Origin of the sequence: Martinezella lusitana, assembly GCF_016901135.1 — a bacterium.
Lineage (GTDB): Bacteria > Pseudomonadota > Alphaproteobacteria > Rhizobiales > Rhizobiaceae > Rhizobium > Rhizobium lusitanum_D.
Window position 1 is genome coordinate 143,550 of record NZ_JAFEVL010000001.1, and the last position, 23,781, is coordinate 167,330.

The window sequence follows — 23,781 nt, forward strand, 5'->3', positions numbered from 1 at the left end:
TCGAGCCGGTCGAGATCACCGAAGGGTTATTTTATGTTGAAGTACAACAAACTTGCTGCGGTTGCTTTCGCAACAATCATCACCTTCCAGGCGCCGGTCTTTGCCGCTGACGCGCAGGATCCCGTTGTCGCCAAGGTCGGCGATGTTGAGATCCATCAGTCCGAACTCAATCTGGCGATCGCCAATCTCGATCCGCAGCTCGGCCAGCTTCCGGACGACCAGAAGAAGGTCGCTGCGCTTTCGGCTTCGATCGACGTGAAGCTGCTTTCGCAGAAGGCTGCTGCCGAGAAGCTCGACCAGACGCCGGACTTCCAGGCTCACATGGCCTATCTGCGCGATCGCGAGCTGCACAACGCCTATTTCAAGGCGCATGTTGCCGACGCGATCAAGGACGATGAAGTCAAGGCCCGCTACGACAAGGAAGTCGCCGCACTTCCGAAGCAGGAAGAAGTGCATGCCCGCCATATCCTGGTGAAGACCGAGGACGAAGCCAAGGCTGTCATCAAGGAACTTGACGCCGGCAAGGATTTCGCCGAACTCGCCAAGGAAAAGTCCACCGACCCGAACAAGGCCGATGGCGGCGACCTCGGCTATTTCGGCCATGGTCGCATGGTCAAGGAATTCGAAGACGCTGCTTTCGCATTGCCTGTTGGCACCTACACGAAGACGCCGGTCAAGACCGATTTCGGCTGGCATGTCATCAAGGTCGAGGACAAGCGCGCCGCCCCGCCGCCGCCGTTCGATCAGGTCAAGGACCAGGTTCGTCAGCTCGTCATGCGCGACAAGTATCTTGAGCTCTTGAACAATGCCAAGCAGGAGTCCAAGGTCGTCATCAGCGACCCGGCGCTCAGCAAGGCATATGAGGATGCGCAGAAGCAGCAGGACGCGGCACCGGCGGACGACGCCGTCTCGCCTGACGCCCAGCCGCAGCAGTAAGCAGTCGCAAGCAAGATCATCAGGGCCCGGATTTTCCGGGCCTTTCACTATCAGGTGGCTCTCATGTCCGGTTCCGTCTCTCCGCTTGCACCCAAAACCTTCGTTTCCATGCCTGCCGTTCGCGGTGTGCGCATGACCACGGCCTCCGCCGGCATCAAGTACAAGAACCGGACCGACGTCCTGCTGATGGTCTTCGACAAGCCGGCGGCTGTCGCAGGCGTTTTCACACGCTCGAAGTGCCCTTCGGCTCCCGTCGATTTCTGCCGGGCGAACCTGGCGCATGGCAGCGCTCGCGCCGTCGTCGTCAATTCCGGCAATGCCAATGCCTTTACCGGGTTGAAGGGCCGTCAGGCGACGGAACTCACCGCCAAGTCCGCCGCCTCTGCCGTCGGTTGCGGTGAAAACGAAGTCTATCTCGCCTCGACAGGCGTCATCGGCGAGCCTCTGGACGCGACCAAGTTTGCCGGCGTGCTCGACACCATGGCGAAGGATGCCGTCAGCGATTTCTGGTTCGAAGCGGCCAAGGCCATCATGACCACGGATACCTATCCGAAGGTTGCGACCCGCAGCGCCGAGATCGATGGCGTCAAGGTCACCATCAACGGCATCGCCAAGGGTGCCGGCATGATCGCGCCCGATATGGCGACGATGCTGTCCTTTGTCGTCACGGATGCCGATATTTCCTCTTCTGCGCTGCAGGCACTGCTGTCCGAAGGCGTCGGTCCGAGCTTCAATTCCATGACGGTCGACAGCGATACCTCGACCTCGGATACACTGATGCTGTTTGCCACCGGTGCCGCCGCGGCTGACGGACAGGCGCGCATCGAGCTCGCCGACGACCCGAAGCTTGCGGCTTTCCGCGCCGCGCTCAACGATATCCTGAAGGATCTCGCCATCCAGGTCGTGCGCGATGGCGAAGGCGCCACCAAGATGCTCGAGATCACCGTGACCGGCGCCGAAAATGACGCTGCCGCCAAGTGCATTGCGCTTTCGATCGCCAATTCGCCGCTGGTCAAGACCGCGGCTGCCGGCGAAGACGCCAATTGGGGCCGCGTCGTCATGGCGGTCGGCAAGGCCGGCGAGATGGCGGATCGCGACAAGCTTGCCATCTGGTTCGGCGATGTCCGTGTTGCCGTCAACGGCGAGCGCGACGCTTCCTATTCGGAGGAGGCGGCGTCGAACGTGATGAAGCAGCAGGATATTCCGGTGAAGGTCGATCTCGGCCTTGGCAATGGCCGTGCAACGGTCTGGACCTGCGACCTTACCAAGGAATATGTTGCCATCAATGGCGACTACCGGAGCTGATATCTCGCTGATGCATGCGCAGTCCACGATAAACAAACTGCCCTTGGTGCGCAGGCTCGAAGCTGTTGGCTTTCGGGCATGGCCTGCTTCGTCCGTGCAGTATGATGGCAGCTGGCAGGTGCGGCTGACGGCGGGTCATCCGTCGAAACGGCTCAATTCCGTGGTGCCGCTCGATCCCGCCGATCATCGCGATCTCGAAATCCGGCTGACGAAGGCGCAGCGCAAGTTCGAGGCCTATGGCAGGCCGATGGTGGTGCGCGAGACGCCGCTCGCCTCGTCGCAGCTCATCGATCTCCTGCAGAAGCGCGGCTGGACACGGTTCGACGAGACGCTCGTCATGATCGCCGATCTGGTCGATCTGGAGCTGCCGGATATGCTCGATCACCTTCCGAGCCATGACGTCGGACGCTACGTCGATGCCAGCCTGCTTGTTGACGGGGCTGATCCGGCCCTGAAGCCCGCGCTGGCCGAGGTGGTGAGCAGCATCAAGCCGCCGTCGGGTCTCTTCGTCATCGAGAATGACGACGCCGGACCTGTGGCGACGACACTTTGCGTACAGGACAATGATCTTGCCGGTATTCTGTCGGTTTCCGTTTCGGCGCAGCATCGACGCAAGGGGCTCGGTGCCGAGATCCTGACGTCGGCACTGCGTTGGGCGCGGATGCGCAGCGCCAAGACGGCCTGGCTTCAGGTCGCCGCCGACAACGAGCCGGCCCTGGCGCTTTATGCGCGCTTCGGATTCCGCGAGGCCTATCGTTATTGCTATTGGCAATCTCCGGAGGAAGCATGAGCGAAGCTGGCCGCAAGATCGTCCTCGTTGCCGCCTGCGCGCTTATCGATACGGATGGCCGCATTCTTCTGGCGCAGCGGCCTGAGGGCAAGTCGCTCGCCGGTCTCTGGGAATTCCCCGGCGGCAAGGTCGAGACCGGCGAGACGCCGGAAGAGACGTTGGTACGAGAGCTTCAGGAAGAGCTCGGCATCCAGACGAAAATCGCCTGCCTGGCGCCGCTGACCTTCGCCAGCCATACGTATGAAACCTTCCATCTGCTGATGCCGCTTTATATCTGCCGGCGTTACGAGGGCATCCCGCATGGCCGGGAAGGGCAGGCGATCAAATGGGTGCGGCCGCAGGCCCTGCGCGACTATCCGATGCCGCCGGCCGACGAGCCGCTGATCCCCTTCCTGCAGGATCTGCTTTAGGGTCAGATTTCCTTGAAGCGGAAGTTCGACTGAGCGAGCTGATCGAGGCTGGGCGCCGAAGCCTCATGAGAAGAATCTGCCTTTGGAGTTTTGCGCAGCAACTCCGTCAGCAACTCGGTCTGCGTGGCTGAATGCCGGCTGATTGTTTCCAGATATTCTAGCATTAGTCCGAATGCGATGATCACAACGCCGCCGAAAGCGGCTGAAATAGCGCCAGGCAACACGGCGAGAAGGCCGTCTATACTTCCGATAAAAAGCATCGCGACGGCGGCTAGGATCGCAAAGGCGATAATCAGTCCGCCGGCGGTTTTGAGCAAACCCACCATATATTACCCACCATATATTAGCCTCCGCAACCTATAATAATTATATCCATTTTATACGTCCTATCAGGACGCGCAGATGTCAATCTCAATTTTTTGGTGTACTATAATTCTCTGCCATTTTCAGGCGTGGCACCGAGGAGATCGGACGCCCCATAGTAGGGCGGATCGTTCAGCGCGTTTACGGCACGCCGTTTGGTGCGTTTGAAGATGGTACTCTCTAGATATGGTTAACGGAAATTAGCCGTTTGATATCAGGCCTGTAACCCGAATCAAGCACTGTCCCGGAATTTTACGTCTCTTTAATTTGCATGTGGATATTAAGGGATCGTTTATGACCTTCTGCCATTCAATGCTCTCAATCAAGCGGTTGTTGGGTGCGTTAAAGAAGGCTTGACATAATGGACGACGATTTCTGGAAAGCTGTTCAGGAAAAAGAGCAGTCCTATTCCACGTCGCGCAAGACGGGCGCGTTGAATATCGCTCTGCTGTTCGGTACGGCGGCGGTCGCGCTTTCGCTCATCCTGACGCCAATGCTCTCCGACAAATCCAAGTCGCGCGTGCTTGCAAGTGCGCCCGATCTCGACAATATTACCACGGGCTCAATCCCCCAGACTGAAAACGGCAAGCGTTATACGATCCGCCGCAGCGTGTTGCAGAATGAGCCGGGTTCGGTCTGCATCGTTCAAGGTTACGGCGCCGATAGCGGCTGCTGACAGTTGCATGAGCATAGCCTATGCATGAGCATAGCCTACCAGATGCCATGACGAGCATCGGATTCACTTGATGTCCAATGCTGGGGCTGGGAGCTTTGAGCGTATGCGTTCTGTACGGCGTTTTTTCAATGACAGGACCGGTGCCACGGTTATCGAATATGGCCTCATCGCTGCCCTCATGTCGGCGGCGATCATCAGCGGCGTAGGTGCTTTCGGCGGCAGCCTCGCGACCGTATTCAACACATTGTCCAATACGATTCAAAACTCGGCCGCTTCCGGGAACTGAAACGGCCGACGATCGCGTTCGCCTATTGTTTGAGCTTGTGCTCTTCGACCTTGAGCGCATCGGCTAGCCGCGCCTTGGCCGAACCCGGCTGCAGCGGCTTCTGCTGGCTTTCATGCGGCGTCCAGCCAGATGCATAGATGATCGAGAAGGTCGCCCTGATCCTGCCGTCGGCATCGGAATAGCGCTCTGCATAAAGCTCGGCCGCGCGCAGGAAAAAGGCGCGTGTCAGCGGCTTGTGGCTGCGATCGGCAAGCGGATTGGTCATGCCCATGGCGCGCAGGTCGCGCATCAGCGCGAACAGGTTGTCGTAGCGCACCGTATAGGTCTCGGCGTCTATGACCGGCAGGGTAAAGCCAGCGCGCTGCAGGAGGCCGCCGACATCGCGGACATCGGCAAAGGGGATGACGCGCGGGCTGGCTCCACCAGTCAGTTCGACCTCGGTGGCCAGCAGCACGTCACGCAATTCCTGCAGGGTTCCCAAGCCTGGGATCGCCGCCAGGAAAAGGCCGTCAGCCTTCAGCGCACGGCGGACCTGGATGAAGACGCCTGGCGTGTCGTTCGTGACATGCAAGCTGAGGGGAGAGAGGACAAGATTGACTGCCTCCGCCTCCAGCGGCAGCTCCTCCAGCGGTGCCTCGATCACGGTCTCGCCGGGCGCGGCAAAGCCCGTTTCGATTTCGATCCTGCTGAGATGGCCGATCTTGCCGGTCGCCAGCGCCATGCGCGCCGTGATACCGGTCGCGCCGTGAAGCTCCACCGCTTCGTCGAAATGCCGTTCGATGACACCAAGTCGCTCCGCCAGTTCGCTCGCCGCGATGTCAAGAAGAAACGCGGCCTTGACGTCGCCCTGTCTCAGCGCCCGGCGTTTGCGGGCGGCGAGCAGCGATTGGTCGAACACGATTTCCATGGCGGTTTCCTGCAATATCATCACTTCGGCGGGGCGTGACGAGCACGCGCGTTTTCCCTTCGCAAAGCCTGCGGGAAAAAGCTAGTGTCAATCATATGGGAATGATGGGGCGCGAAATCACGCTATCGAGATTGCAGTCCGGGCTGATAAGGCCTTGGCTGGTGCTGGCCGATCTGGTCTATCCGCCTGCCTGTCCCGGTTGCGGGGTTTCGGTTGGCGCGCATCGCGGTCTCTGTCCGGCCTGCTGGTCCGGCATCCGTTTCATCGAGCGGTCCTATTGCGAGGTTCTGGGCAGCCCGTTTTCCCATGATCTCGGGGCCGGGATCCTCAGCGCCGAGGCGATCGCCGATCCGCCTGTTTTCGACCGGCTGCGTTCCGCCGCCGTTCATGACGGCATCGTGCGGGACCTCGTTCTCAGCTTGAAATATCGCGATCGCACCGATCTGGCGCCAGTGATGGCCGGCTGGATGCTGCGCGCCAGCGACGGCACGGTCGCCGCATGCGACGTAATCATCCCGGTGCCGCTGCACCGCGCGCGGCTGTTTGCGCGCAAATACAATCAGGCGGCCGAGCTCGCCCGCCATCTTGCCCGCCTTTCGGGCAAACCGCTGCTCGCGGCGACATTGTTGCGCGTCAAGCGCACGAGCCAGCAGGTCGGCCTCGGCGCCAAGGCGCGGCAGGATAATGTGCGCGGGGCATTTGCCTTATCCGAGCATCGTGCCGCCGATGTGTTCGGTCGGCGCGTCGTGCTTGTAGACGATGTCTATACCACCGGCGCGACGGTGGCTGCGGCGACGCGCGCCCTGAAGAAAGCCGGTGCGGCGGATGTGACGGTTTTGACCTTTGCAAGGGTCGTCGGCCATCTTATATGACTGTGAACCTGTACTTTTCCGGAGTGGATCATGACATCCGTCGTTATCTATACGCGTGAATTCTGCGGCTATTGCGCCCGGGCGAAATCGCTGCTCGAATCCAAGGGCGTCGATTATGTCGAGCACAATGCGACCTATTCGCCCGAGCTGCGCCAGGAGATGATATCAAAGGCAAATGGCCGTTCGACCTTTCCGCAGATCTTCATCAATGGCGAGCATGTTGGTGGCTGCGACGACATTCATGCGCTCGAGCGGGCCGGCAAGCTCGATCCGATGCTCGCTGCCTGAACCGCTTTCGCAACGGAGACGATGATGACCTTCAAAGCTGCCGCCATTCAGATGTGCTCCGGTGTCGATCCGGTGAAGAACGCAGGCGACATGGCGCGTCTGGTCCGTGAAGCCGCTTCGCAAGGTGCTGTCTATGTACAGACGCCGGAGATGACGGGCGCCGTACAGAAGGATCGACCCGGTCTGCGCGCCGTATTGCGTGACGAGGCAGGCGACATCATCGTCAAGACGGCAGCCGAGCTGGCGAAGGAACTCGGCATCTATCTCCATATCGGCTCGACGGCTATCGCGCTCGACGACGGCAAGATCGCCAATCGAGGCTTCCTCTTCGGTCCCGACGGCAAGCTCATCAACCGTTACGACAAGATCCATATGTTCGACGTCGATCTCGACAATGGCGAGAGCTGGCGCGAGAGCGCGGTCTATCGGCCCGGCTCAGAGGCACGTATCACGTCGCTGCCCTTTGCCGAGCTTGGCTTTTCCATCTGCTACGACGTGCGTTTTCCGCAGCTCTTCCGCGCCCAGGCCGTGGCCGGCGCCGAAGTGATGACGGTCCCTGCTGCCTTCACCAGGCAGACCGGCGAGGCGCATTGGGAAATCCTGCTGCGCGCCCGCGCCATCGAGAACGGCATGTTCGTCATCGCCGCCGCGCAGGCCGGCAAGCATGAGGACGGTCGTGAGACCTTCGGTCACTCGATGATCATCGATCCCTGGGGCAAGGTGCTGGCGTCGGCCGGCGGTACGGGCGAGGCGGTCGTTATCGCCGAGATCGATATCGCGGCGGTGAAAGCAGCCCATGACAAAATTCCTAACCTGAAGAATGCACGCGAATTTTCGCTGGAAAAGATCGCGACGCCGGCGGCTGGAGGCGTCGCTGCTTGATCCGCTACTCCCTTAGTTGTGACAATGCCCATGAGTTCGAGGGCTGGTTTTCGGAAAGTGCTGATTTCGACCGCCAGGTCGAAAGCGGTTTCCTGACGTGCCCTGTCTGCAATTCCGCCGCGATTTCCAAGCTGCTGATGGCGCCGTCGGTTTCGACGGCGCGCAAGAAGAACGAGATGCAGACGCTTGCGATGGATGCGGCCCGCAAGGAGGCGATCGTCAAGCTCAAGGAAGCGGTCGAGGCAATCAAGGCCAATACCGAGGATGTCGGCACGAAATTCCCGGAAGAGGCCCGCAAGATCCACTATGGCGAGGCGGATGCGCGTGGGATTATCGGCAAGGCGACGCCGGACGAGGCGCAAGCCCTTGTCGAAGAAGGCATCGAAATCGCCGCTATCCCGGTCCTGCCCGACGATATCAACTGATGCCGGCGAGCGCCGGCAAACATCTGGTCATGTATAATTTCGGGCTGCATGTCGCGGCCTATGAAAGCCCTGAGGTCGAAGGATTTCGCCTGCGCGAAGCGGCAAATTTCGAGGCCGCCGCCCGAGCTCATGGCTTCATTGGCCGCTCCGGCTATGGCGGGGAGGCCGATGCTCCCCGTTGGGGCGAACAGGTCTTTCCGCGTTTCATCGAAGGCAGCGGCTTTGCGACCGCGCCGTCGTCGCTATCGCTCTGGGCCGATATCGAGTCGCTGATGGCGTTCAGCTATAGCGGCGTGCATGCGGATGCCTTGAAACATGCGCGGCATTGGAATGTCAGGCAAAGCTGGCCGCCGCTGGTTCTCTGGTGGATGGATGCCGATGTGGTTCCGAAATGGAAAGACGGTGTCGAGCGGCTGGAACATCTTCACGACAACGGGCCAAGCGCTGGCGCATTCTCGTTCAAGCATCCCTACTGTCCTGACGGCAAACCCGCCGAGATCGACCGTGGCCGGGTGAAGGAAATTGCCGCCCTGAATGCCACAGGCCAAGGTGACCTGCTGGCGCATGTCCGGATGCTGAAAGTCTAGGCCGCAATTGCCTGCTTTCGGCTTTATTAGGCCGACCGCTTTGCCAGCAGCATGTAGTTCACATCCATATCCTTCGACAGGTTCCAGCGGTCCTGCAGCGGGGAATAGAACACGCCGGTACGGGCTATGATGTCCATCCCATCGGCGGTAAGCGGCTTTTCGATCTCTTCCGGGCGAACGAGCTTTTCATACTGATGCGTGCCGCGCGGCAGCCAGCGCAGGACGTTTTCGGCGGCAAAGATGGCAAGCGCCGCCGCCTTCATCGTGCGGTTGATCGTGGCGACGAACATCAGGCCGCCGGGCCGCACCATTTTCGCGCAGGTCGATAGGAAGAACTCGACGTCGGCGACATGCTCGACCACTTCCATGTTCAGCACGATATCGAAGGTCTCGCCGGCTTCGGCGAGCTGCTCGGCGGTGACGGCGCGATAGTCGACGGCAATGCCGGAGGCCTTTGCGTGCGTCGAGGCGATGCCGATATTCTTTTCCGAGGGGTCGGCGCCGACGACGGAGGCGCCCATGCGCGCCATCGGCTCCGACAGCAATCCGCCGCCGCAGCCGATATCGAGCACGCGCAGGCCCTCCAGAGGCCGGCCGCTCTTCGGGTCGCGACCGAAGTTTTCGCAGGCATGGTCACGGATATAGGCAAGGCGCACCGGATTGAATTTGTGCAGCGGCTTGAACTTGCCGGTCGGGCTCCACCATTCGGCGGCCATGGCGGAGAAACGGTCCACTTCGCTCTGGTCGATCGTGCTTTTCGCCGCTTCGGTCATGGCTCACTCCCTGGTCTGTGCCGCGCCACTCGTTCGGACGGTCGCGAGGAATAATCTGTCGGATGTGAAGTCGGACGATCGGCGACCGATGTCAAGGGCTGGGCCTTCGATGCTGTCCGCCGGCTGTCCCGATCGGTGATAGCGGCCGGCAGACGGTGGTTGACAACGAACCGTCGCATGGCCGATCAATCGCCGGGGCTATCAAATGGACTTGCAGAGCCGGATCGATTCCGATCGGACGACTTGGGGAGGAGTTCCTTATGAGAACACTACGTTTCGCGACCGCGATTGCAATTGCCTGTCTGGCGGTCGCTCCGGCGATGGCCGGCGACGGCAAGGGGTTTCGCCTGACGATCGATGGCGTCGAGGTGGGCATCAATCCCGGCGACACGATCGACATGACCATGAAGGATGGCCGCAAGCTGTCGGTGGCGCTGCAGCGCAGCGAAACAGTGACGTTCACCGGTACCAAGTTCTCCTTCGATCATGATGGCCAGTTCACGGTCGCCAAGACCGATCTCGGCGGCGGCGTGCAGCAATATGCGCTGATGACGCCGATCGGCACCGGGATCATCGTACAGGAATATAAGGGGCTCAACCCTTCGAGCATCACCGATTTCGTGCTGCAGCAGATGGTGCAGGAGAGCATCAATGGCGGCGCCAATATGACGAAGGAAACCGCGCAACGGACGCTTCCCGGCGGCAGCGTGCTGAAGGGTGTCAAGGCGGAAACCGCCTCGGATGACGATGTCATGGATTATGAGATCGTGGCGACGGGACGGCCGGACGGCGGCGTGCTTGTCGCCACCTTCCTCAATAAGGAGAATATCCCCAAGGAGGGGGCGATCCTGAACAAGATGTGGTCGAGCCTAAAAGTGGAGTATTAAGGGAAGCTATTGTGGATGTCGGCTGCGCCAACCTATTGCACCCGCCTGCCAAACTCGCTAAGAGACGCCCCCATTGAGATCAAGCTTTTCCGGCTACCAAACCGGAAGGGTGATTTTGCATGCCGGGCTTATCGCATTTCGGCCGCCCGGCGCCGGGTACTGGTAGAGGCACATGGCACGCATCGTGATGAAATTCGGCGGAACGTCCGTCGCGGATCTGGACCGTATCAAGAATGTCGCACGCCATGTGAAACGTGAAGTCGACGCCGGCCATGAGGTCGCGGTCGTCGTTTCCGCCATGTCCGGCAAGACGAACGAGCTGGTCGGCTGGGTCCAGAACATGCCGAAGGTCGCCGGTGCCGATCATTCGATCTACGATGCGCGCGAATATGATGCTGTTGTCGCTTCCGGCGAGCAGGTGACATCGGGCCTGCTGGCGATCGCACTGCAAGCCATGGGCATCAACGCCCGCTCCTGGCAGGGCTGGCAGATCCCGATCCGGACCGACAACGCGCATGGCGCCGCGCGCATTCTCGAAATCGACGGCGGCGAAATGATCCGCCGCATGGGAGAAGGCCAGGTGGCTGTCGTCGCCGGCTTCCAGGGGCTTGGCCCGGACAACCGCCTCTCGACGCTCGGTCGCGGCGGTTCCGATACGTCGGCGGTGGCGATTGCCGCTGCCGTCAAGGCTGATCGCTGTGATATCTATACCGACGTCGACGGTGTCTACACGACCGATCCGCGCATCGAGCCGAAGGCGCGCCGCCTGAAGAAGATCGCTTTCGAGGAAATGCTCGAAATGGCGTCTCTCGGCGCCAAGGTGCTGCAAGTGCGCTCGGTCGAGCTGGCCATGGTCTTTAAGGTTCGCACCTTCGTGCGCTCCTCTTTTGAAGATCCCGATGCTCCGGGCATGGGCGATCTCTTGAACCCGCCCGGAACGCTGATTTGTGACGAGGAAGAAATCGTGGAACAGGAAGTAGTCACCGGCATTGCCTATGCCAAGGATGAGGCCCAGATCTCGCTGCGCCGTCTTGCCGACCGGCCGGGCGTTTCCGCCGCGATCTTCGGGCCGCTGGCCGAAAACCACATCAATGTCGACATGATCGTCCAGAATATTTCCGAGGACGGCTCCAAGACCGACATGACCTTCACGGTTCCTTCGGGTGATGTCGACAAGGCGCTGCGCGTTCTCGGCGAGAACAAGGAAAAAATCGGCTACGACGTGATCCAAAACGAATCAGGTCTGGTCAAGGTTTCGGTGATCGGCGTCGGCATGCGTTCGCACGCTGGCGTTGCTGCGACCGCTTTCCGTGCACTTGCCGAAAAAGGTATCAACATCAAGGCCATTACGACGTCAGAAATCAAGATTTCCATTCTGATCGACGGTCCTTATGCAGAACTGGCAGTCAGGACTTTGCATTCCTGCTACGGTCTGGATAAGAGTTGATACAGGACTGCTGACGACGGACCGTGACGGAGGCGAGTTTCGGCTGCCCCTGACGCGGGCAAGAGTGGCATGACATCTTGATTCGGGAGCTAGAGACGCAATGAGAGACCTATCCGGCGGTCCACGCGTTCTGCTCAAGCGGCTGCGCGAATTGATGGCGGAGCCGCTGGAGCCGCAGGAGCGTCTTGACCGGATCGTTCGCCAGATCGCCAGCAACATGGTCGCCGAAGTCTGCTCGGTCTATGTACTGCGCGCCGACGGGGTCCTCGAGCTCTACGCCACCGAGGGCCTCAACAAGGAAGCTGTCCACCTTTCGCAATTGAAGATGGGGCAAGGCCTGGTCGGCACGATCGCCGCCTCCGCCCAGCCGCTCAACCTGTCCGACGCGCAATCGCATCCCGCCTTCCGCTACCTGCCGGAAACCGGCGAAGAGATCTACCATTCCTTCCTCGGCGTGCCGATCCTGCGCACCGGCCGCTCGCTCGGCGTTCTCGTCGTTCAGAACAAGGCCAGCCGGACCTATCGCGAAGAAGAGCTGGAAGCGCTCGAAACCACGGCGATGGTGCTGGCCGAAATGATCGCCACCGGCGAGCTGAAGAAGATCACCAAGCCCGGCCTGGAGCTCGATCTCACCCGTTCGGTCACCATCGACGGCGACTGCTACAATGAAGGCATCGGCCTCGGCTATGTCGTGCTGCATGAGCCGCGCATCGTCGTCACCAACCTGCTGAACGAAGATGCCGACAAGGAAATCGGCCGGCTGGCCGAAGCGCTCGGTTCGCTGCGTATTTCGATCGACGACATGCTGTCGCGCCGCGACGTCTCCATGGAAGGTGAGCATCGCGAGGTGCTTGAAACCTATCGCATGTTTGCGCACGATCAGGGTTGGGTGCGCAAGCTCGAAGAAGCCGTGCGCAACGGCCTGACGGCGGAAGCCGCTGTCGAAAAAGTGCAGAGCGATACCAAGGCGCGGATGATGCGCCTGACCGATCCCTATCTGCGCGAGCGCATGCACGATTTCGAGGACCTGGCGAACCGGTTGCTCAGGCAGCTCATCGGCCATTCGGGTCGCACAAAAGCCGAAGGTTTCCCGAACGATGCGATCATCTTCGCGCGCGCCATGGGTGCTGCCGAACTGCTCGACTATCCCCGCGCCAATATTCGCGGCCTGGTGCTGGAAGAGGGCGCGGTTACGAGCCACGTCGTCATCGTTGCCCGTGCCATGGGCATTGCAGTCATTGGCCAGGCGACCGGGATTGTCGCCCTTGCTGAAAACGGCGATTCGGTCATCATCGATGGCGATGGCGGCCATGTGCATCTCCGGCCGATGGCCGATCATCAGCGTTCCTACGAGGAAAAGGTGCGTTTTCGCGCCCGCCGGCAGGAGCAATTCCGCGCGCTGCGCTCGGTCGAGCCGGTCACCAAGGACGGTCAGCGCATTTCATTGCAGATGAATGCCGGCCTGCTGGTCGATCTGCCGCAGCTTGCCGAATCCGGTGCCGAAGGCATTGGCCTGTTCCGCACCGAACTGCAATTCATGATCGCCTCGACCATGCCCAAGGCGGATGAGCAGGAAGCGTTCTACCGCAATGTGTTAAAGCAGGCGGACGGGCGTGTCGTCACCTTCAGAACGCTTGATATCGGCGGCGACAAGGTCGTGTCCTATTTCCGCGCGCATGAGGAAGAGAATCCAGCCCTTGGCTGGCGCGCCATTCGCCTCTCTCTCGATCGTCCGGGCTTGCTGCGCATGCAGCTCAGGGCCATGCTGAAGGCGGCGGCCGACGGCGAGTTGAAGTTGATGGTGCCGATGGTCACCGAGGTCTCCGAGATCAAGGCGGTGCGCGAGCTGTTGCAGAAGGAAGTGCAGCATCTCTCCCGTTTCGGGCATAGCTTGCCGCGCAAGCTGCAGTTCGGCGCCATGCTGGAAGTGCCGGCGCTGCTGTGGCAACTGGACGAGCTGATGGCGGAAGTCGATTTCGTCTCGGTCGGCTCCAACGATCTGTTCCAGTTCTCGATGGCGGTGGATCGCGGCAATGCCCGCGTGGCGGATCGCTTCGATCCGCTCGACCGGCCGTTCCTGCGTATTCTTCGGGATATCGTGCGCGCCGGTGAGCGTAACAAGACGCCGGTGACGCTTTGCGGCGAACTGGCCGGCAAGACGATTTCGGCTATGGCACTGCTTGGCCTCGGCTTCCGTTCGGTATCGATGTCGCCGGCCTCGATCGGTCCGGTCAAGGCGATGCTTCTGGGGCTTGATCTCCAGGCCCTCGCGACCGTCATGGAGGAGGCACTGAACGACAAGCGTCCGACGACCTCGATGCGCGATATCCTTGTGCATTTCGCCGAAAGCCACAATATTCCGCTTTAGCGTGTGATCCCGAAAGTCGATAAGCGGTTTGCGGACAAGATCATGCGCATCACATCACAGCAGATATAATAAGAAGAATTGGAGTCTAGGGTGGCTAAGCTTCCCGTTGAAAAAATGCGCGAATTGGAGCGCCGTTTCGGCGAAATCGAGGCGCGCATGTCCGCCGGTCCGGCCGCGGATGTCTATGTAAAGCTTGCTTCCGAATATTCCGAATTGCAGCCGGTCGTCGCCAAGATCCGCGATTATGAGAAGGCGATTGCCGAGGCCTCGGATCTGGAAGCCATGCTCGCCGACAAGTCCGTCGACCGTGAGATGCGCGATCTTGCCGATATGGAACTGTCCGAGGTCAAGGAGCGGATCGAGGGGCTGGAACAGGAAATCCAGATCCTGCTGCTGCCGAAGGACGCCGCTGACGAGAAGAGCGCGATCCTGGAAATTCGCGCCGGGACCGGCGGCTCGGAAGCCGCGCTTTTCGGCGGCGATCTCTTCCGCATGTATGAACGCTTCGCCGCGAACAATGGCTGGAAGGTTGAAGTCCTCTCGGCGAGCGATGGCGAGGCGGGCGGTTACAAGGAAATCATCGCGACGATCAGCGGCAAGGGTGTGTTCTCGCGGCTGAAGTTCGAATCCGGGGTGCATCGCGTGCAGCGCGTGCCGGAGACCGAAGCGGGCGGGCGAATTCATACTTCGGCGGCAACCGTCGCCGTGCTGCCGGAAGCCGAGGAAATCGATATCGAGATCCGTGCCGAGGATATCCGCATCGACACGATGCGTTCTTCGGGTGCCGGCGGCCAGCACGTCAACACCACGGACTCTGCCGTGCGCATCACCCATCTTCCCTCCGGCATCGTGGTAACGAGCTCGGAAAAGTCGCAGCACCAGAACCGCGCCAAGGCGATGCAGGTGCTGCGCTCGCGTCTCTTCGACATGGAGCGCCAGCGCGCCGACAGCGAGCGTTCGGCCGACCGCAAAAGCCAGGTCGGCTCCGGCGATCGATCCGAACGCATCCGCACCTATAATTTCCCACAGGGGCGCGTCACCGATCACCGCATCAACCTGACGCTCTACAAGCTCGACCGGATGATGGAAGGCGAGATCGACGAGGTGGTCGATGCGCTTCGGGCGGATTACCAGGCGAGCCAGCTCGCCCAGCTTGGCGAACAGGCATGAGCGGCGGGCAGGGGTCGACCGTAGCCGGGCTCCTGCAGGAGGTGCGCGCCAGCTTTGCGGAGGCCGACCTCGATGATCCCGCCACGGAGGCGCGCATCCTTGTCGGCGGCCTTCTTCACCTTTCATCCACGGAACTTGTGACGCGGGGTTCCGAGGCGGTGCTGCCGGATGATGTGACGACGGCGCGGGGAGCGGTCGCCCGCCGCTTGAACCATGAGCCGGTTTACCGAATTCTCGGTGAGCGGGAATTCTACGGCCTGTCATTGCGGCTGTCGCCCGCGACGCTCGAGCCGCGTCCCGACACCGAAATCCTCGTCGATACCATGCTGCCGCATGTGCGGCGCCTTGAATCCGAGCTTGGCAATGTCCACTTATTGGATCTAGGAACGGGAACGGGGGCCATTTGTCTGGCCCTGCTGCATGAATGCCCGCAAGCGACGGGCGTCGGTTCCGATATTTCCGGCGAGGCGCTGGAAACCGCACGTGGAAACGCGGAGCGGAACGGACTAGCGGCGCGGTTTGGCACTGCGCAGGGAAGCTGGTTTGAAGCCATCCACGAACGATTTCACGTGATTGTCTCAAATCCGCCCTATATTGCGTCCAGTGTCATTTCTACTCTCGCTCCAGAAGTAAAGGATTTCGATCCTCCCGCGGCCCTTGACGGGGGCCTTGATGGGCTGGATGCATATAGAGCGATCGCAAAGGATGCGGCGCGGTTTCTATACCCGAACGGTATGATAGGGGTAGAGATCGGTTACGATCAGCGTGAAACGGTGACTTCGGTTTTTGAAGGAGCAGGATTTCTCCTTGTCGAGGCGGTTCGTGACTACGGCCAGAACGACCGGGTGCTTGTGTTTGAATTTCATCAGTAACGCGACACGTTGCTGCAGGTTTGTAGGACCCCTGTTGTTATCGCAAATAAAAAGCTTGGATTTCCTGAGGAAGCGATATAGGTTGCGCTCACGCGTTGGGCGGCTGGGAATAGACGGGACGATTCGTCTATCTTGGACAAGCCTCGGGGATCCGCTCTTTGGTAAGAGTGTCAAAGGTTGAAGATAACCCAATGCGTGATCAGTTAATCTGACGTAGTCGAGCGGCAGACCGGCGCTAAAGCGCAGTTTGCTTGCGGCACGCAGGCCCTGGCTCGGGAGTATCCGCGCCACGGCGGCAGGTGTCGTGTATGATTTTATCCCAACGAAGAGAATTCAGGTGAAGGATCTATGAGGCCAGGACAGCAGAACAAGCGCGGTCGGGGGCGTGGTAACAACAACAACGGCGGCGGCGGAAATAACAATAACAACAACAACAACTTCAACCGCAAAGGCTCGAATCCGCTGACCAGGACTTATGACAGCTCCGGTCCCGATGTGAAGATTCGCGGAACCGCTCAGCATATCGCTGAGAAGTACGCGGCTCTGGCTCGCGACGCACACAGCTCCGGCGACCGCGTCATGGCTGAAAACTATCTTCAGCATGCCGAGCACTACAATCGGATTATCGCCAGCGCCCAGGCGCAGATGCAGGAGCGCTTTCAGCGCGACGATCAGAATAATTATAACGACCGCGATGCGGGCGACCGTGATATGGACGATATCGACGGAAACGACATGGACGACCAGCCGCAGATGGCTCCGCCTCCGGCTCGTCAGCATGCTCCCGTCGTTGCGGCTGCTCCGGCTCCCGAACCCGAGGTTATCGACGGCACCGGCCCGCAGCCAGTGATTGAAGGCATCCCGGCCGAGGTGGCAATCGAAGAAGAGACGCCTCCAGGCGGAGCCGCCGAGCGCCAGCCGCGCCGCCGCAATGCCGGCAACCGCCCGCGCCGTCAGCCCCGTCGCGCCGCCGGTGATGCGGAAGGGCAGGACGAGGCCGCCGCGGGCGACACCCCGGCTTTGGCGGACGCTGCATCGGAATAAGACGACCTCCCCTTCCGGGGAAGCCGATCAAAATACTGAAATGGGAACGGCGGCGCTGAAAGTACTGCCGTTCCCATTTCTGCTTTCGGTTCCCCTTTTTCTCGGAGTACGGCCAGAAATTTCCGGAGCCGTTATCATTCGCTTCCGAAACGGAACTTGTACTTCTCCGGCATATTGAGTGGAGATATTTGATGCTTTCGACTGATAAAGCCGACTGCCGTTTCTGTCTGGGGAATGAATTGCTCGCCGATGAGCCCCTGGGTGGTAACCGCTCCTTCTATATGCTTGGCAGTATCGATCCGGAAATGCCGGATGCCGTCATGATCATTCTGCGTCGGCATGCGGAAAGCCCTTTCGATATCCGCTCCGAGGAGTGGACCGGGTTGGGTGAAATGCTGACAATGGCAAAAGCTCACCTGGAATACTGCGGCCCGGATGGCTTCACTCTCGGTTGGAATGTCGGAGCCGTTGCGGGGCAGCACGTGTTTCATGTTCATTTGCACGTGGTTGCCCGTTTTGCCGATGAGCGCAACGTGGGTAAGGGAATCCGCGCCATCATTCGCGGATGACATGTCTTTCCTGCTTTGCTGAGACCCATGTCGCTGCAGTCTCCCGCCCTCGGGTCAACGCGGCTCAGCCCGGCAAAATCCCTCACTTTTTTCGCTTTTGCCGCCCTTTAAACTCCTCGGATACCCTCCCATATTCTCCTCAGTTGCTTTGCCGCAAATCCCAACGGCGACAAGGCGGGGCCTGCCTCTTGAGGGGGCTCAATCTCAATCATCGATCTGCGCCGGTTAGGGCAGGACGATTCATGGAGGTGCAGTATGAATATTGAAAAATACTCCGAGCGGGTGCGCGGTTTCTTGCAATCCGCCCAAACCTATGCGCTTGCGCAGGGTAATCAGCAGTTCACACCCGAACATGTTCTGAAAGTGCTTTTGGACGACGACCAAGGCATGGCCGCGTCGTTGATCGAACGCGCCGGCGGTGATGCCAAGGCTGCCCGTCTTGCCAATGACGCCGTCCTTGCCAAGTTGCCGAAGGTTTCCGGCGGCGATGGCCAGGTCTATCTCGCACAGCCGCTCGCCAAGGTATTCGCCACCGCCGAAGATGCGGCAAAGAAGGCCGGCGACAGCTTCGTCACCGTCGAGCGCCTCTTGCAGGCACTCGCGATCGAGTCGTCCGCTTCCACTTCAGCGACGCTGAAGAAGGCCGGCGTGACGCCTGTTACGCTCAATCAGGTTATCAACGATATCCGCAAGGGTCGCACCGCCGATTCCGCCAATGCGGAGCAGGGCTTCGATTCCCTGAAGAAATATGCCCGCGACCTCACTGCCGAGGCTCGCGAGGGCAGGCTCGACCCGGTCATCGGTCGTGACGATGAAATTCGCCGCACCATTCAGGTTCTTTCCCGCCGCACGAAGAACAACCCCGTGCTGATCGGTGAGCCCGGCGTCGGCAAGACGGCGATCGTCGAAGGCCTGGCATTGCGCATCGTCAATGGCGACGTGCCTGAATCGCTGAAAGACAAGAAGCTGATGGCGCTCGACATGGGCGCTCTGATCGCCGGAGCGAAATTCCGCGGCGAGTTCGAAGAGCGGCTGAAGGCCGTGCTCAACGAGGTCCAGTCGGAAAACGGTGAGATCATCCTGTTCATCGACGAAATGCACACGCTGGTCGGCGCGGGCAAGGCCGATGGCGCCATGGATGCTTCCAATCTGTTGAAGCCTGCGCTCGCCCGCGGTGAGCTGCATTGCGTCGGCGCGACCACGCTCGACGAATATCGCAAGCATGTCGAGAAGGATCCGGCTCTCGCACGCCGCTTCCAGCCCGTCTTGGTCGAAGAACCGACAGTCGAGGATACGATTTCGATCCTGCGCGGCTTGAAGGAAAAGTATGAGCAGCACCACAAGGTCCGCATCGCCGATGCTGCCCTGGTGGCGGCCGCCATGCTGTCGAACCGCTACATCACCGACCGTTTCCTGCCGGACAAGGCCATCGACCTGATGGACGAAGCTGCGGCTCGCCTGCGCATGCAGGTGGATTCGAAGCCGGAAGAACTCGACGAACTCGATCGCCGCATCATCCAGTTGAAGATCGAGCGTGAGGCGCTGAAGAAGGAAACCGACCAAGCCTCGGCCGACCGGCTCAAGCGGCTGGAAACCGAGCTGACCTCGCTTGAAGAGGAAGCCGATGCGCTGACCGCGCGTTGGCAGGCCGAAAAGCAGAAGCTGGGTCTTGCCGCCGATCTGAAGAAGCAGCTTGACGAAGCCCGCAACGAGCTGGCAACCGCCCAACGCAAGGGTGAATTCCAGCGTGCCGGCGAGCTCGCCTATGGCGTGATCCCGAAGCTGGAGAAAGAGCTGCACACTGCGGAAGAGCAGGACGGTGCCCGCGATTCCATGGTGCAGGAAGTGGTTACCGCCGACAACATCGCGCAGATCGTTTCCCGCTGGACCGGGATTCCCGTGGACAAGATGCTGGAAGGCGAACGCGACAAGCTGCTCCGGATGGAAGATGAACTGGCGAAGTGGGTCGTCGGCCAGGGCGATGCCGTTCAGGCGGTATCGCGTGCCGTTCGCCGTTCGCGCGCCGGCCTGCAGGATCCGAACCGGCCGATCGGCTCGTTCATCTTCCTCGGCCCGACCGGCGTCGGCAAGACGGAGCTGACCAAGGCGCTCGCCCGCTTCCTCTTCGATGATGATACGGCGATGGTGCGCATGGATATGTCTGAGTACATGGAGAAGCACTCCGTGGCCAGGCTGATCGGCGCCCCTCCCGGCTATGTCGGCTATGAGGAAGGCGGTGCGCTGACCGAAGCCGTCCGTCGCCGGCCTTATCAGGTTGTGTTGTTCGATGAGATCGAGAAGGCGCATCCCGATGTCTTCAACGTCCTGCTCCAGGTTCTGGACGACGGGCGTTTGACGGACGGGCAGGGCCGCACGGTCGACTTCCGCAATACCATGATCATCATGACCTCCAACCTGGGCGCCGAATATCTGACCCAGTTGAAGGAAGGCGATGACAGCGATCTGGTGCGCGAACAGGTGATGGATGTGGTGCGGTCGCATTTCCGGCCGGAATTCCTGAACCGTGTCGACGAGATCATCCTGTTCCATCGCCTGAAGCGCGAGGAGATGGGTGCGATCGTCGATATCCAGCTGGAGCGGCTGCTGAAGCTCTTGTCGGAGCGCAAGATCACGCTCGAACTCGACGAGGATGCCCGCAACTGGCTCGCCAACAGGGGCTACGATCCCGTCTATGGCGCAAGGCCGCTGAAGCGGGTGATCCAGAAATATGTCCAGGATCCGCTCGCCGAACAGATCCTCTCCGGGCAGGTGCCGGATGGCTCGCTGGTCAAGGTCACCAGCGGTTCCGACAGGCTGCTGTTCCGTTCACGTCATGCGGTGAACGAGGCGGCATAAAGCCTGGAATGTTTGTATGAGAATGCGGATGGCGGCTTTTGGGCCGCCATCTTGCTTTGAGAGCGCCGAGTTGCCTAACCTTGCCTCGTCTGTGATGTTGGAGCGGGACGGAGGAAACCATGCTTGTTATCTTCGGTGGCCTGCCGGGCAGCGGAAAAACCACGATTGCGCGCGCGCTGGCCAAGCGGCTTGGCGGCGTGCACGTCCGGCTCGACACGATCGAGCAGGCGTTGCGGAATTCCGGTATGTTGAGAGCTGACGTCGGGCCTGCCGGATACATGGTTGCCTATGGGTTCGCCGGAGACAATCTCAAGCTGGGAAGAACCGTGATTGCGGATACAGTCAATCCCATTTCGGTGACACGCGAAGCTTGGAGGCAGGTCGCGCGGCATGCGGGTGTGCCGGCGATCGAGGTGGAGGTCATCTGTTCCGATAAGACCGAGCATCGCCGGCGCGTGGAAACGCGCGAGGCTGATATCGAAGGCCTTGTGAACCCGACATGGGACGAGGTCGTCACGCGAATCTATGATGACTGGCCTCCGGGGCCTATCGTCGTCGATACGGCTTGCAAGGCGGTGGATGAGATCATCGCGGAACTGGTTGCTAAGATGGGATCCGTTCGGGCCTAACTAGCTGCCCGCTGACCGGGATGTGTCCAGCCTCCCGGCTACTTGCTTGCGATTTGCTTCGACTTGTCGTCGCTGAGCAGTGTGTCGATGCGCTTGCGCTCTTCCTGGAATTTGGCGAGAGCCTCGCCCTCGAGGGATTTGCCGCCGGGAAGGCGAATACGCAGCGGGTCGACCTTCGTCCCGTTGACGATCAGCTCGTAATGCAGATGCGGGCCGGTCGCGAGACCGGTCGAGCCGATGAAGCCGATGACTTGCCCCTGGACCACCTTCGCGCCCGGAACGATGCCCTTGGCGATCGCGCTCTGATGGTTGTAGGAGGAGACGTAGCCATTGGCATGGCGGATCAGCGTCTGGTTGCCGAAGCCGCCTGAATCCCAGCCCGCCTTCTCGACGATGCCGTTGCCGGCGGAGATGATCGGCGTGCCGCGCGGCGCCGCCCAATCCACGCCTGTATGCATGCGTGCAAAACCGAGGATCGGATGACGTCGCATGCCGAAGCCGGATTTGAACACGCCGGTCGGAACGGGATTGCGCAACAGGAATTGCCGGATGCTTTTGCCGCCTTCATCGAAGTAATCGATCGAATGATCGGCCGGATCTTCGAAACGGTAGAAGCGGGTCACGGTATCGCCGAACTTGGCGTTGACATAGAGCAGTTCGGAATCGGCTGTCGCCTGGCCGTTTTCATCGGCAACCGAGAAGAAGGCTTCGAGCGAATCCGTCGGTTTCAGCTGCGCCTGGAAATCGACATTGCTGGCAAGCAGCTTGACGATCTGCGCCACCATTTCCTTGTTCATGCCGTAGGAAAGTGCTGCGCGATAGATGCCGTCATAGACGCTCGGCAGATCGCGGCCGGCCACAGACGGGGGAGCATCGTTGTCGAAGGCGGTGGCGATGGCGTCGAGCATCGGCGGTTCGCTGCCGGCGACGAAATCGCCACGATCGTTCTGCGCGATGGTCAGCAGATGCTTGGTGCCGCGATAGATGCTGGCGCGGATGATCTTGGCCTGCTCACCCTTCTGCAGGATGCCGATGCGAAGCACGTCGCCGGCAGAAATATCGGACGAGCCGAAGAGCGGCTGGATCTTCGCCGTGATGTCGTCGGCATCCGCCTTGAGATAGCCGGCATTGATGAGGGCCGTGACAATCGGCATGTTTTCCCGAACCGGAATGATGTCGTCGGCAAACTCCTGCGTCTGCGGGGTCACGGCTTCCGAAGGGGAGACGGACATGTTTTCCTCGACGACGCGGGCGGTCAGGCCGGCTGTCAGGTCGACATCGGAATCATCGTTGGCGAAACGGCGCGGATCGACATAATAGAGTGCCGAAAGCTGGGTATTGCCGTCGGTCAGGACCGAGCCGTTGGAACGTACATTCTCTTCGACTTCCTCGAGCGACATGGAGCCGGCGAGCTGGAAGGGAATATCCTTGGACGGGAAGGGCACCGTCTTCAGGCTGACCTCCGATTCCACATCCGATCCATAGATCGCGCCGGTCCGGTTGGCCGGCGGCGGTATATTCTCATCGGCGGAGAAGATCGCCAGCGGATCAAATGGCGGATAGTTTTCGTTGGCGATGCGATTGGTGGCCAAGGCGATCTTCACATGGGCGAAGGGCTGGCGCCGCACCACTTCCTTGTCGCCGTCTTTCACAACGGTAGATACTTCGAGAATGTTGCGGTCCGAAGGCTTGGACGCGATGGCGGTGGAGATCAGGCGGCCGCCGCGGGTAACCTGGTCATCGGAAGCATCATGCTTGTCCGATGTCGCATAGGCTTCGGCCGGAATAGCCAGTTGCTGTCGTCCATCGAGCGCTGCAAACAATGCGACGCCCATCAATATGCTCGAGGTGACGCCGGTAAGGAAGGTGCCCGAGAGCCAGCGCAAGGAAACTTCGCGTCGATCCGGCGCCCGCCTGCCATCGGCCAGGATTGGCGGCTCGTTGCCGAGCGATCGGAGCATCATCTTGTCCGTCATCATGCCAATCGAAATCCGGTTCCTTCATGCGAGCCGTAGGCTGGGGGCGAAGATGTGCATATTTATGACAGGCGAGTCAAATCAACCGGGCAATATTCACTCATCCGGAGCCTCGTTTCCTATAGAAATCCATGGCGCAGGCGATACGGCTTGTGGGACGCTGCCGATGATCTACCTCATATTGTGCCGCCAGCTGCGCGCAATTGGGTAGCGCGAGCACGCCAGGGAAGGGATGTGCGGGCCCCTTGGTCGCGTCTTTAACCGGACCTCGGCACCCTTCATAAATATATCATAAGAATCAATCACTTATTTGTTTTTTGGTTTTTTTGAAAATCGGTTGTTGACTTGGTTCGTGGGGTGGGATTATAAGCCCACTCACTGAACGAGGGCGGCGGCGCTGCTGGCGACGACGACATTCGCTCTAGTGTTTCCTGGATTGGCTGCGATGCTGATTGAAGGTTCT

24 protein-coding genes are annotated in these 23,781 nt (G+C 60.3%); 20 read left to right on the forward strand and 4 right to left on the reverse strand.

Annotated features, from left to right (window positions below; all coding sequences use genetic code 11):
* Nucleotides 1-33: 33 nt before the first annotated feature.
* From JTP94_RS00665 to mutT, 4 genes are all read left to right on the forward strand, one after another.
* Nucleotides 34-936 (forward strand): peptidylprolyl isomerase, encoded by a 903-nt coding sequence (locus JTP94_RS00665; RefSeq protein ID WP_204848640.1) that lies wholly within the window; start codon nucleotides 34-36, stop codon nucleotides 934-936.
* Nucleotides 937-999: 63 nt separating this feature from the next.
* Nucleotides 1,000-2,241, forward strand: a complete 1,242-nt coding sequence (argJ, locus tag JTP94_RS00670; RefSeq protein ID WP_204848641.1) for a bifunctional glutamate N-acetyltransferase/amino-acid acetyltransferase ArgJ — start codon at nucleotides 1,000-1,002, stop codon at nucleotides 2,239-2,241.
* A complete protein-coding gene (locus JTP94_RS00675) occupies nucleotides 2,222-3,031 on the forward strand; it encodes an N-acetyltransferase (RefSeq protein ID WP_204848642.1) in 810 nt (269 codons plus the stop codon). Before argJ ends, JTP94_RS00675 begins: the two co-directional genes overlap by 20 nt.
* Nucleotides 3,028-3,441 carry an 8-oxo-dGTP diphosphatase MutT gene (gene mutT, locus JTP94_RS00680; RefSeq protein WP_034511513.1) on the forward strand — a complete coding sequence of 138 codons (414 nt, stop codon included), beginning with the start codon at nucleotides 3,028-3,030 and terminating at the stop codon, nucleotides 3,439-3,441. Before JTP94_RS00675 ends, mutT begins: the two co-directional genes overlap by 4 nt.
* Before the next feature lie 2 nt (nucleotides 3,442-3,443).
* Here mutT and JTP94_RS00685 read toward each other — a convergent pair whose 3' ends face one another.
* Complete coding sequence (locus tag JTP94_RS00685) at nucleotides 3,444-3,767, reverse strand: hypothetical protein (protein ID WP_204848643.1); 324 nt, start codon at nucleotides 3,765-3,767, stop codon at nucleotides 3,444-3,446.
* 398 nt (nucleotides 3,768-4,165) lie between these two features.
* Here JTP94_RS00685 and JTP94_RS00690 point away from each other — a divergent pair, with 398 nt between their 5' ends.
* Nucleotides 4,166-4,480, forward strand: coding sequence for a hypothetical protein (locus JTP94_RS00690; RefSeq protein ID WP_034511510.1), 315 nt, complete (start codon nucleotides 4,166-4,168; stop codon nucleotides 4,478-4,480).
* Between the two features lie 70 nt (nucleotides 4,481-4,550).
* Nucleotides 4,551-4,766 carry a Flp family type IVb pilin gene (locus JTP94_RS00695; protein WP_409456570.1) on the forward strand — a complete coding sequence of 72 codons (216 nt, stop codon included), beginning with the start codon at nucleotides 4,551-4,553 and terminating at the stop codon, nucleotides 4,764-4,766.
* 22 nt (nucleotides 4,767-4,788) lie between these two features.
* On the opposite strand, the gene JTP94_RS00700 is transcribed toward JTP94_RS00695, so the two are convergent.
* Nucleotides 4,789-5,673: a class I SAM-dependent methyltransferase gene (locus JTP94_RS00700; RefSeq protein ID WP_204848644.1), complete on the reverse strand. Its 885-nt coding sequence runs from the start codon at nucleotides 5,671-5,673 to the stop codon at nucleotides 4,789-4,791.
* Nucleotides 5,674-5,768: 95 nt separating this feature from the next.
* Here JTP94_RS00700 and JTP94_RS00705 point away from each other — a divergent pair, with 95 nt between their 5' ends.
* Genes JTP94_RS00705 through JTP94_RS00725 form a run of 5 tightly spaced genes read left to right on the forward strand, consistent with a single transcriptional unit; the run spans nucleotide 5,769 to nucleotide 8,727 of the window.
* Nucleotides 5,769-6,545, forward strand: a complete 777-nt coding sequence (locus tag JTP94_RS00705) for a ComF family protein (protein ID WP_204848645.1) — start codon at nucleotides 5,769-5,771, stop codon at nucleotides 6,543-6,545.
* A 30-nt stretch (nucleotides 6,546-6,575) separates the two neighbouring features.
* A complete protein-coding gene (gene grxC / locus JTP94_RS00710) occupies nucleotides 6,576-6,833 on the forward strand; it encodes a glutaredoxin 3 (RefSeq protein ID WP_204848646.1) in 258 nt (85 codons plus the stop codon).
* Nucleotides 6,834-6,857: 24 nt separating this feature from the next.
* On the forward strand, nucleotides 6,858-7,715 hold the full coding sequence (locus tag JTP94_RS00715) for a carbon-nitrogen hydrolase family protein (RefSeq protein WP_204848647.1): 858 nt from the start codon (nucleotides 6,858-6,860) through the stop codon (nucleotides 7,713-7,715).
* Entirely contained in the window at nucleotides 7,712-8,140 is a 429-nt protein-coding gene (locus JTP94_RS00720) for a DUF1178 family protein (RefSeq protein WP_204848648.1), read from the forward strand. Before JTP94_RS00715 ends, JTP94_RS00720 begins: the two co-directional genes overlap by 4 nt.
* The gene (locus JTP94_RS00725; RefSeq protein WP_204848649.1) at nucleotides 8,140-8,727 is read left to right on the forward strand and encodes a DUF3291 domain-containing protein; all 588 of its coding nucleotides are present in this window, start codon (nucleotides 8,140-8,142) and stop codon (nucleotides 8,725-8,727) included. Before JTP94_RS00720 ends, JTP94_RS00725 begins: the two co-directional genes overlap by 1 nt.
* A gap of 26 nt (nucleotides 8,728-8,753) precedes the next feature.
* Here the strand turns inward: JTP94_RS00725 and ubiG are convergent, their stop codons facing one another.
* Nucleotides 8,754-9,500 (reverse strand): bifunctional 2-polyprenyl-6-hydroxyphenol methylase/3-demethylubiquinol 3-O-methyltransferase UbiG, encoded by a 747-nt coding sequence (ubiG, locus tag JTP94_RS00730; protein WP_204848650.1) that lies wholly within the window; start codon nucleotides 9,498-9,500, stop codon nucleotides 8,754-8,756.
* Nucleotides 9,501-9,760: 260 nt separating this feature from the next.
* Here ubiG and JTP94_RS00735 point away from each other — a divergent pair, with 260 nt between their 5' ends.
* The 9 genes from JTP94_RS00735 (at nucleotide 9,761) to JTP94_RS00775 (ending at nucleotide 21,342) form a co-directional block, all read left to right on the forward strand.
* A complete protein-coding gene (locus JTP94_RS00735) occupies nucleotides 9,761-10,387 on the forward strand; it encodes a hypothetical protein (RefSeq protein WP_204848651.1) in 627 nt (208 codons plus the stop codon).
* Nucleotides 10,388-10,559: 172 nt separating this feature from the next.
* Complete coding sequence (locus tag JTP94_RS00740; protein ID WP_037196641.1) at nucleotides 10,560-11,834, forward strand: aspartate kinase; 1,275 nt, start codon at nucleotides 10,560-10,562, stop codon at nucleotides 11,832-11,834.
* 100 nt (nucleotides 11,835-11,934) lie between these two features.
* Nucleotides 11,935-14,202, forward strand: coding sequence for a phosphoenolpyruvate--protein phosphotransferase (ptsP, locus tag JTP94_RS00745; RefSeq protein WP_204848652.1), 2,268 nt, complete (start codon nucleotides 11,935-11,937; stop codon nucleotides 14,200-14,202).
* Nucleotides 14,203-14,292: 90 nt separating this feature from the next.
* Nucleotides 14,293-15,372 carry a peptide chain release factor 1 gene (gene prfA / locus JTP94_RS00750; protein WP_204848653.1) on the forward strand — a complete coding sequence of 360 codons (1,080 nt, stop codon included), beginning with the start codon at nucleotides 14,293-14,295 and terminating at the stop codon, nucleotides 15,370-15,372.
* Nucleotides 15,369-16,244, forward strand: coding sequence for a peptide chain release factor N(5)-glutamine methyltransferase (gene prmC, locus JTP94_RS00755; RefSeq protein WP_204848654.1), 876 nt, complete (start codon nucleotides 15,369-15,371; stop codon nucleotides 16,242-16,244). The genes prfA and prmC overlap by 4 nt, the downstream gene beginning before the upstream one ends.
* A 348-nt stretch (nucleotides 16,245-16,592) precedes the next feature.
* Nucleotides 16,593-17,288: a DUF4167 domain-containing protein gene (locus tag JTP94_RS00760; RefSeq protein WP_204848655.1), complete on the forward strand. Its 696-nt coding sequence runs from the start codon at nucleotides 16,593-16,595 to the stop codon at nucleotides 17,286-17,288.
* Nucleotides 17,289-17,479: 191 nt separating this feature from the next.
* On the forward strand, nucleotides 17,480-17,857 hold the full coding sequence (locus JTP94_RS00765) for an HIT family protein (RefSeq protein WP_204848656.1): 378 nt from the start codon (nucleotides 17,480-17,482) through the stop codon (nucleotides 17,855-17,857).
* Nucleotides 17,858-18,112: 255 nt separating this feature from the next.
* Nucleotides 18,113-20,713, forward strand: a complete 2,601-nt coding sequence (gene clpB / locus JTP94_RS00770; RefSeq protein ID WP_204848657.1) for an ATP-dependent chaperone ClpB — start codon at nucleotides 18,113-18,115, stop codon at nucleotides 20,711-20,713.
* A 119-nt stretch (nucleotides 20,714-20,832) separates the two neighbouring features.
* Nucleotides 20,833-21,342, forward strand: coding sequence for an AAA family ATPase (locus JTP94_RS00775; protein WP_204848658.1), 510 nt, complete (start codon nucleotides 20,833-20,835; stop codon nucleotides 21,340-21,342).
* Nucleotides 21,343-21,380: 38 nt separating this feature from the next.
* Here the strand turns inward: JTP94_RS00775 and JTP94_RS00780 are convergent, their stop codons facing one another.
* Complete coding sequence (locus JTP94_RS00780; protein ID WP_204848659.1) at nucleotides 21,381-23,321, reverse strand: M23 family metallopeptidase; 1,941 nt, start codon at nucleotides 23,319-23,321, stop codon at nucleotides 21,381-21,383.
* Nucleotides 23,322-23,781 lie beyond the last annotated feature (460 nt).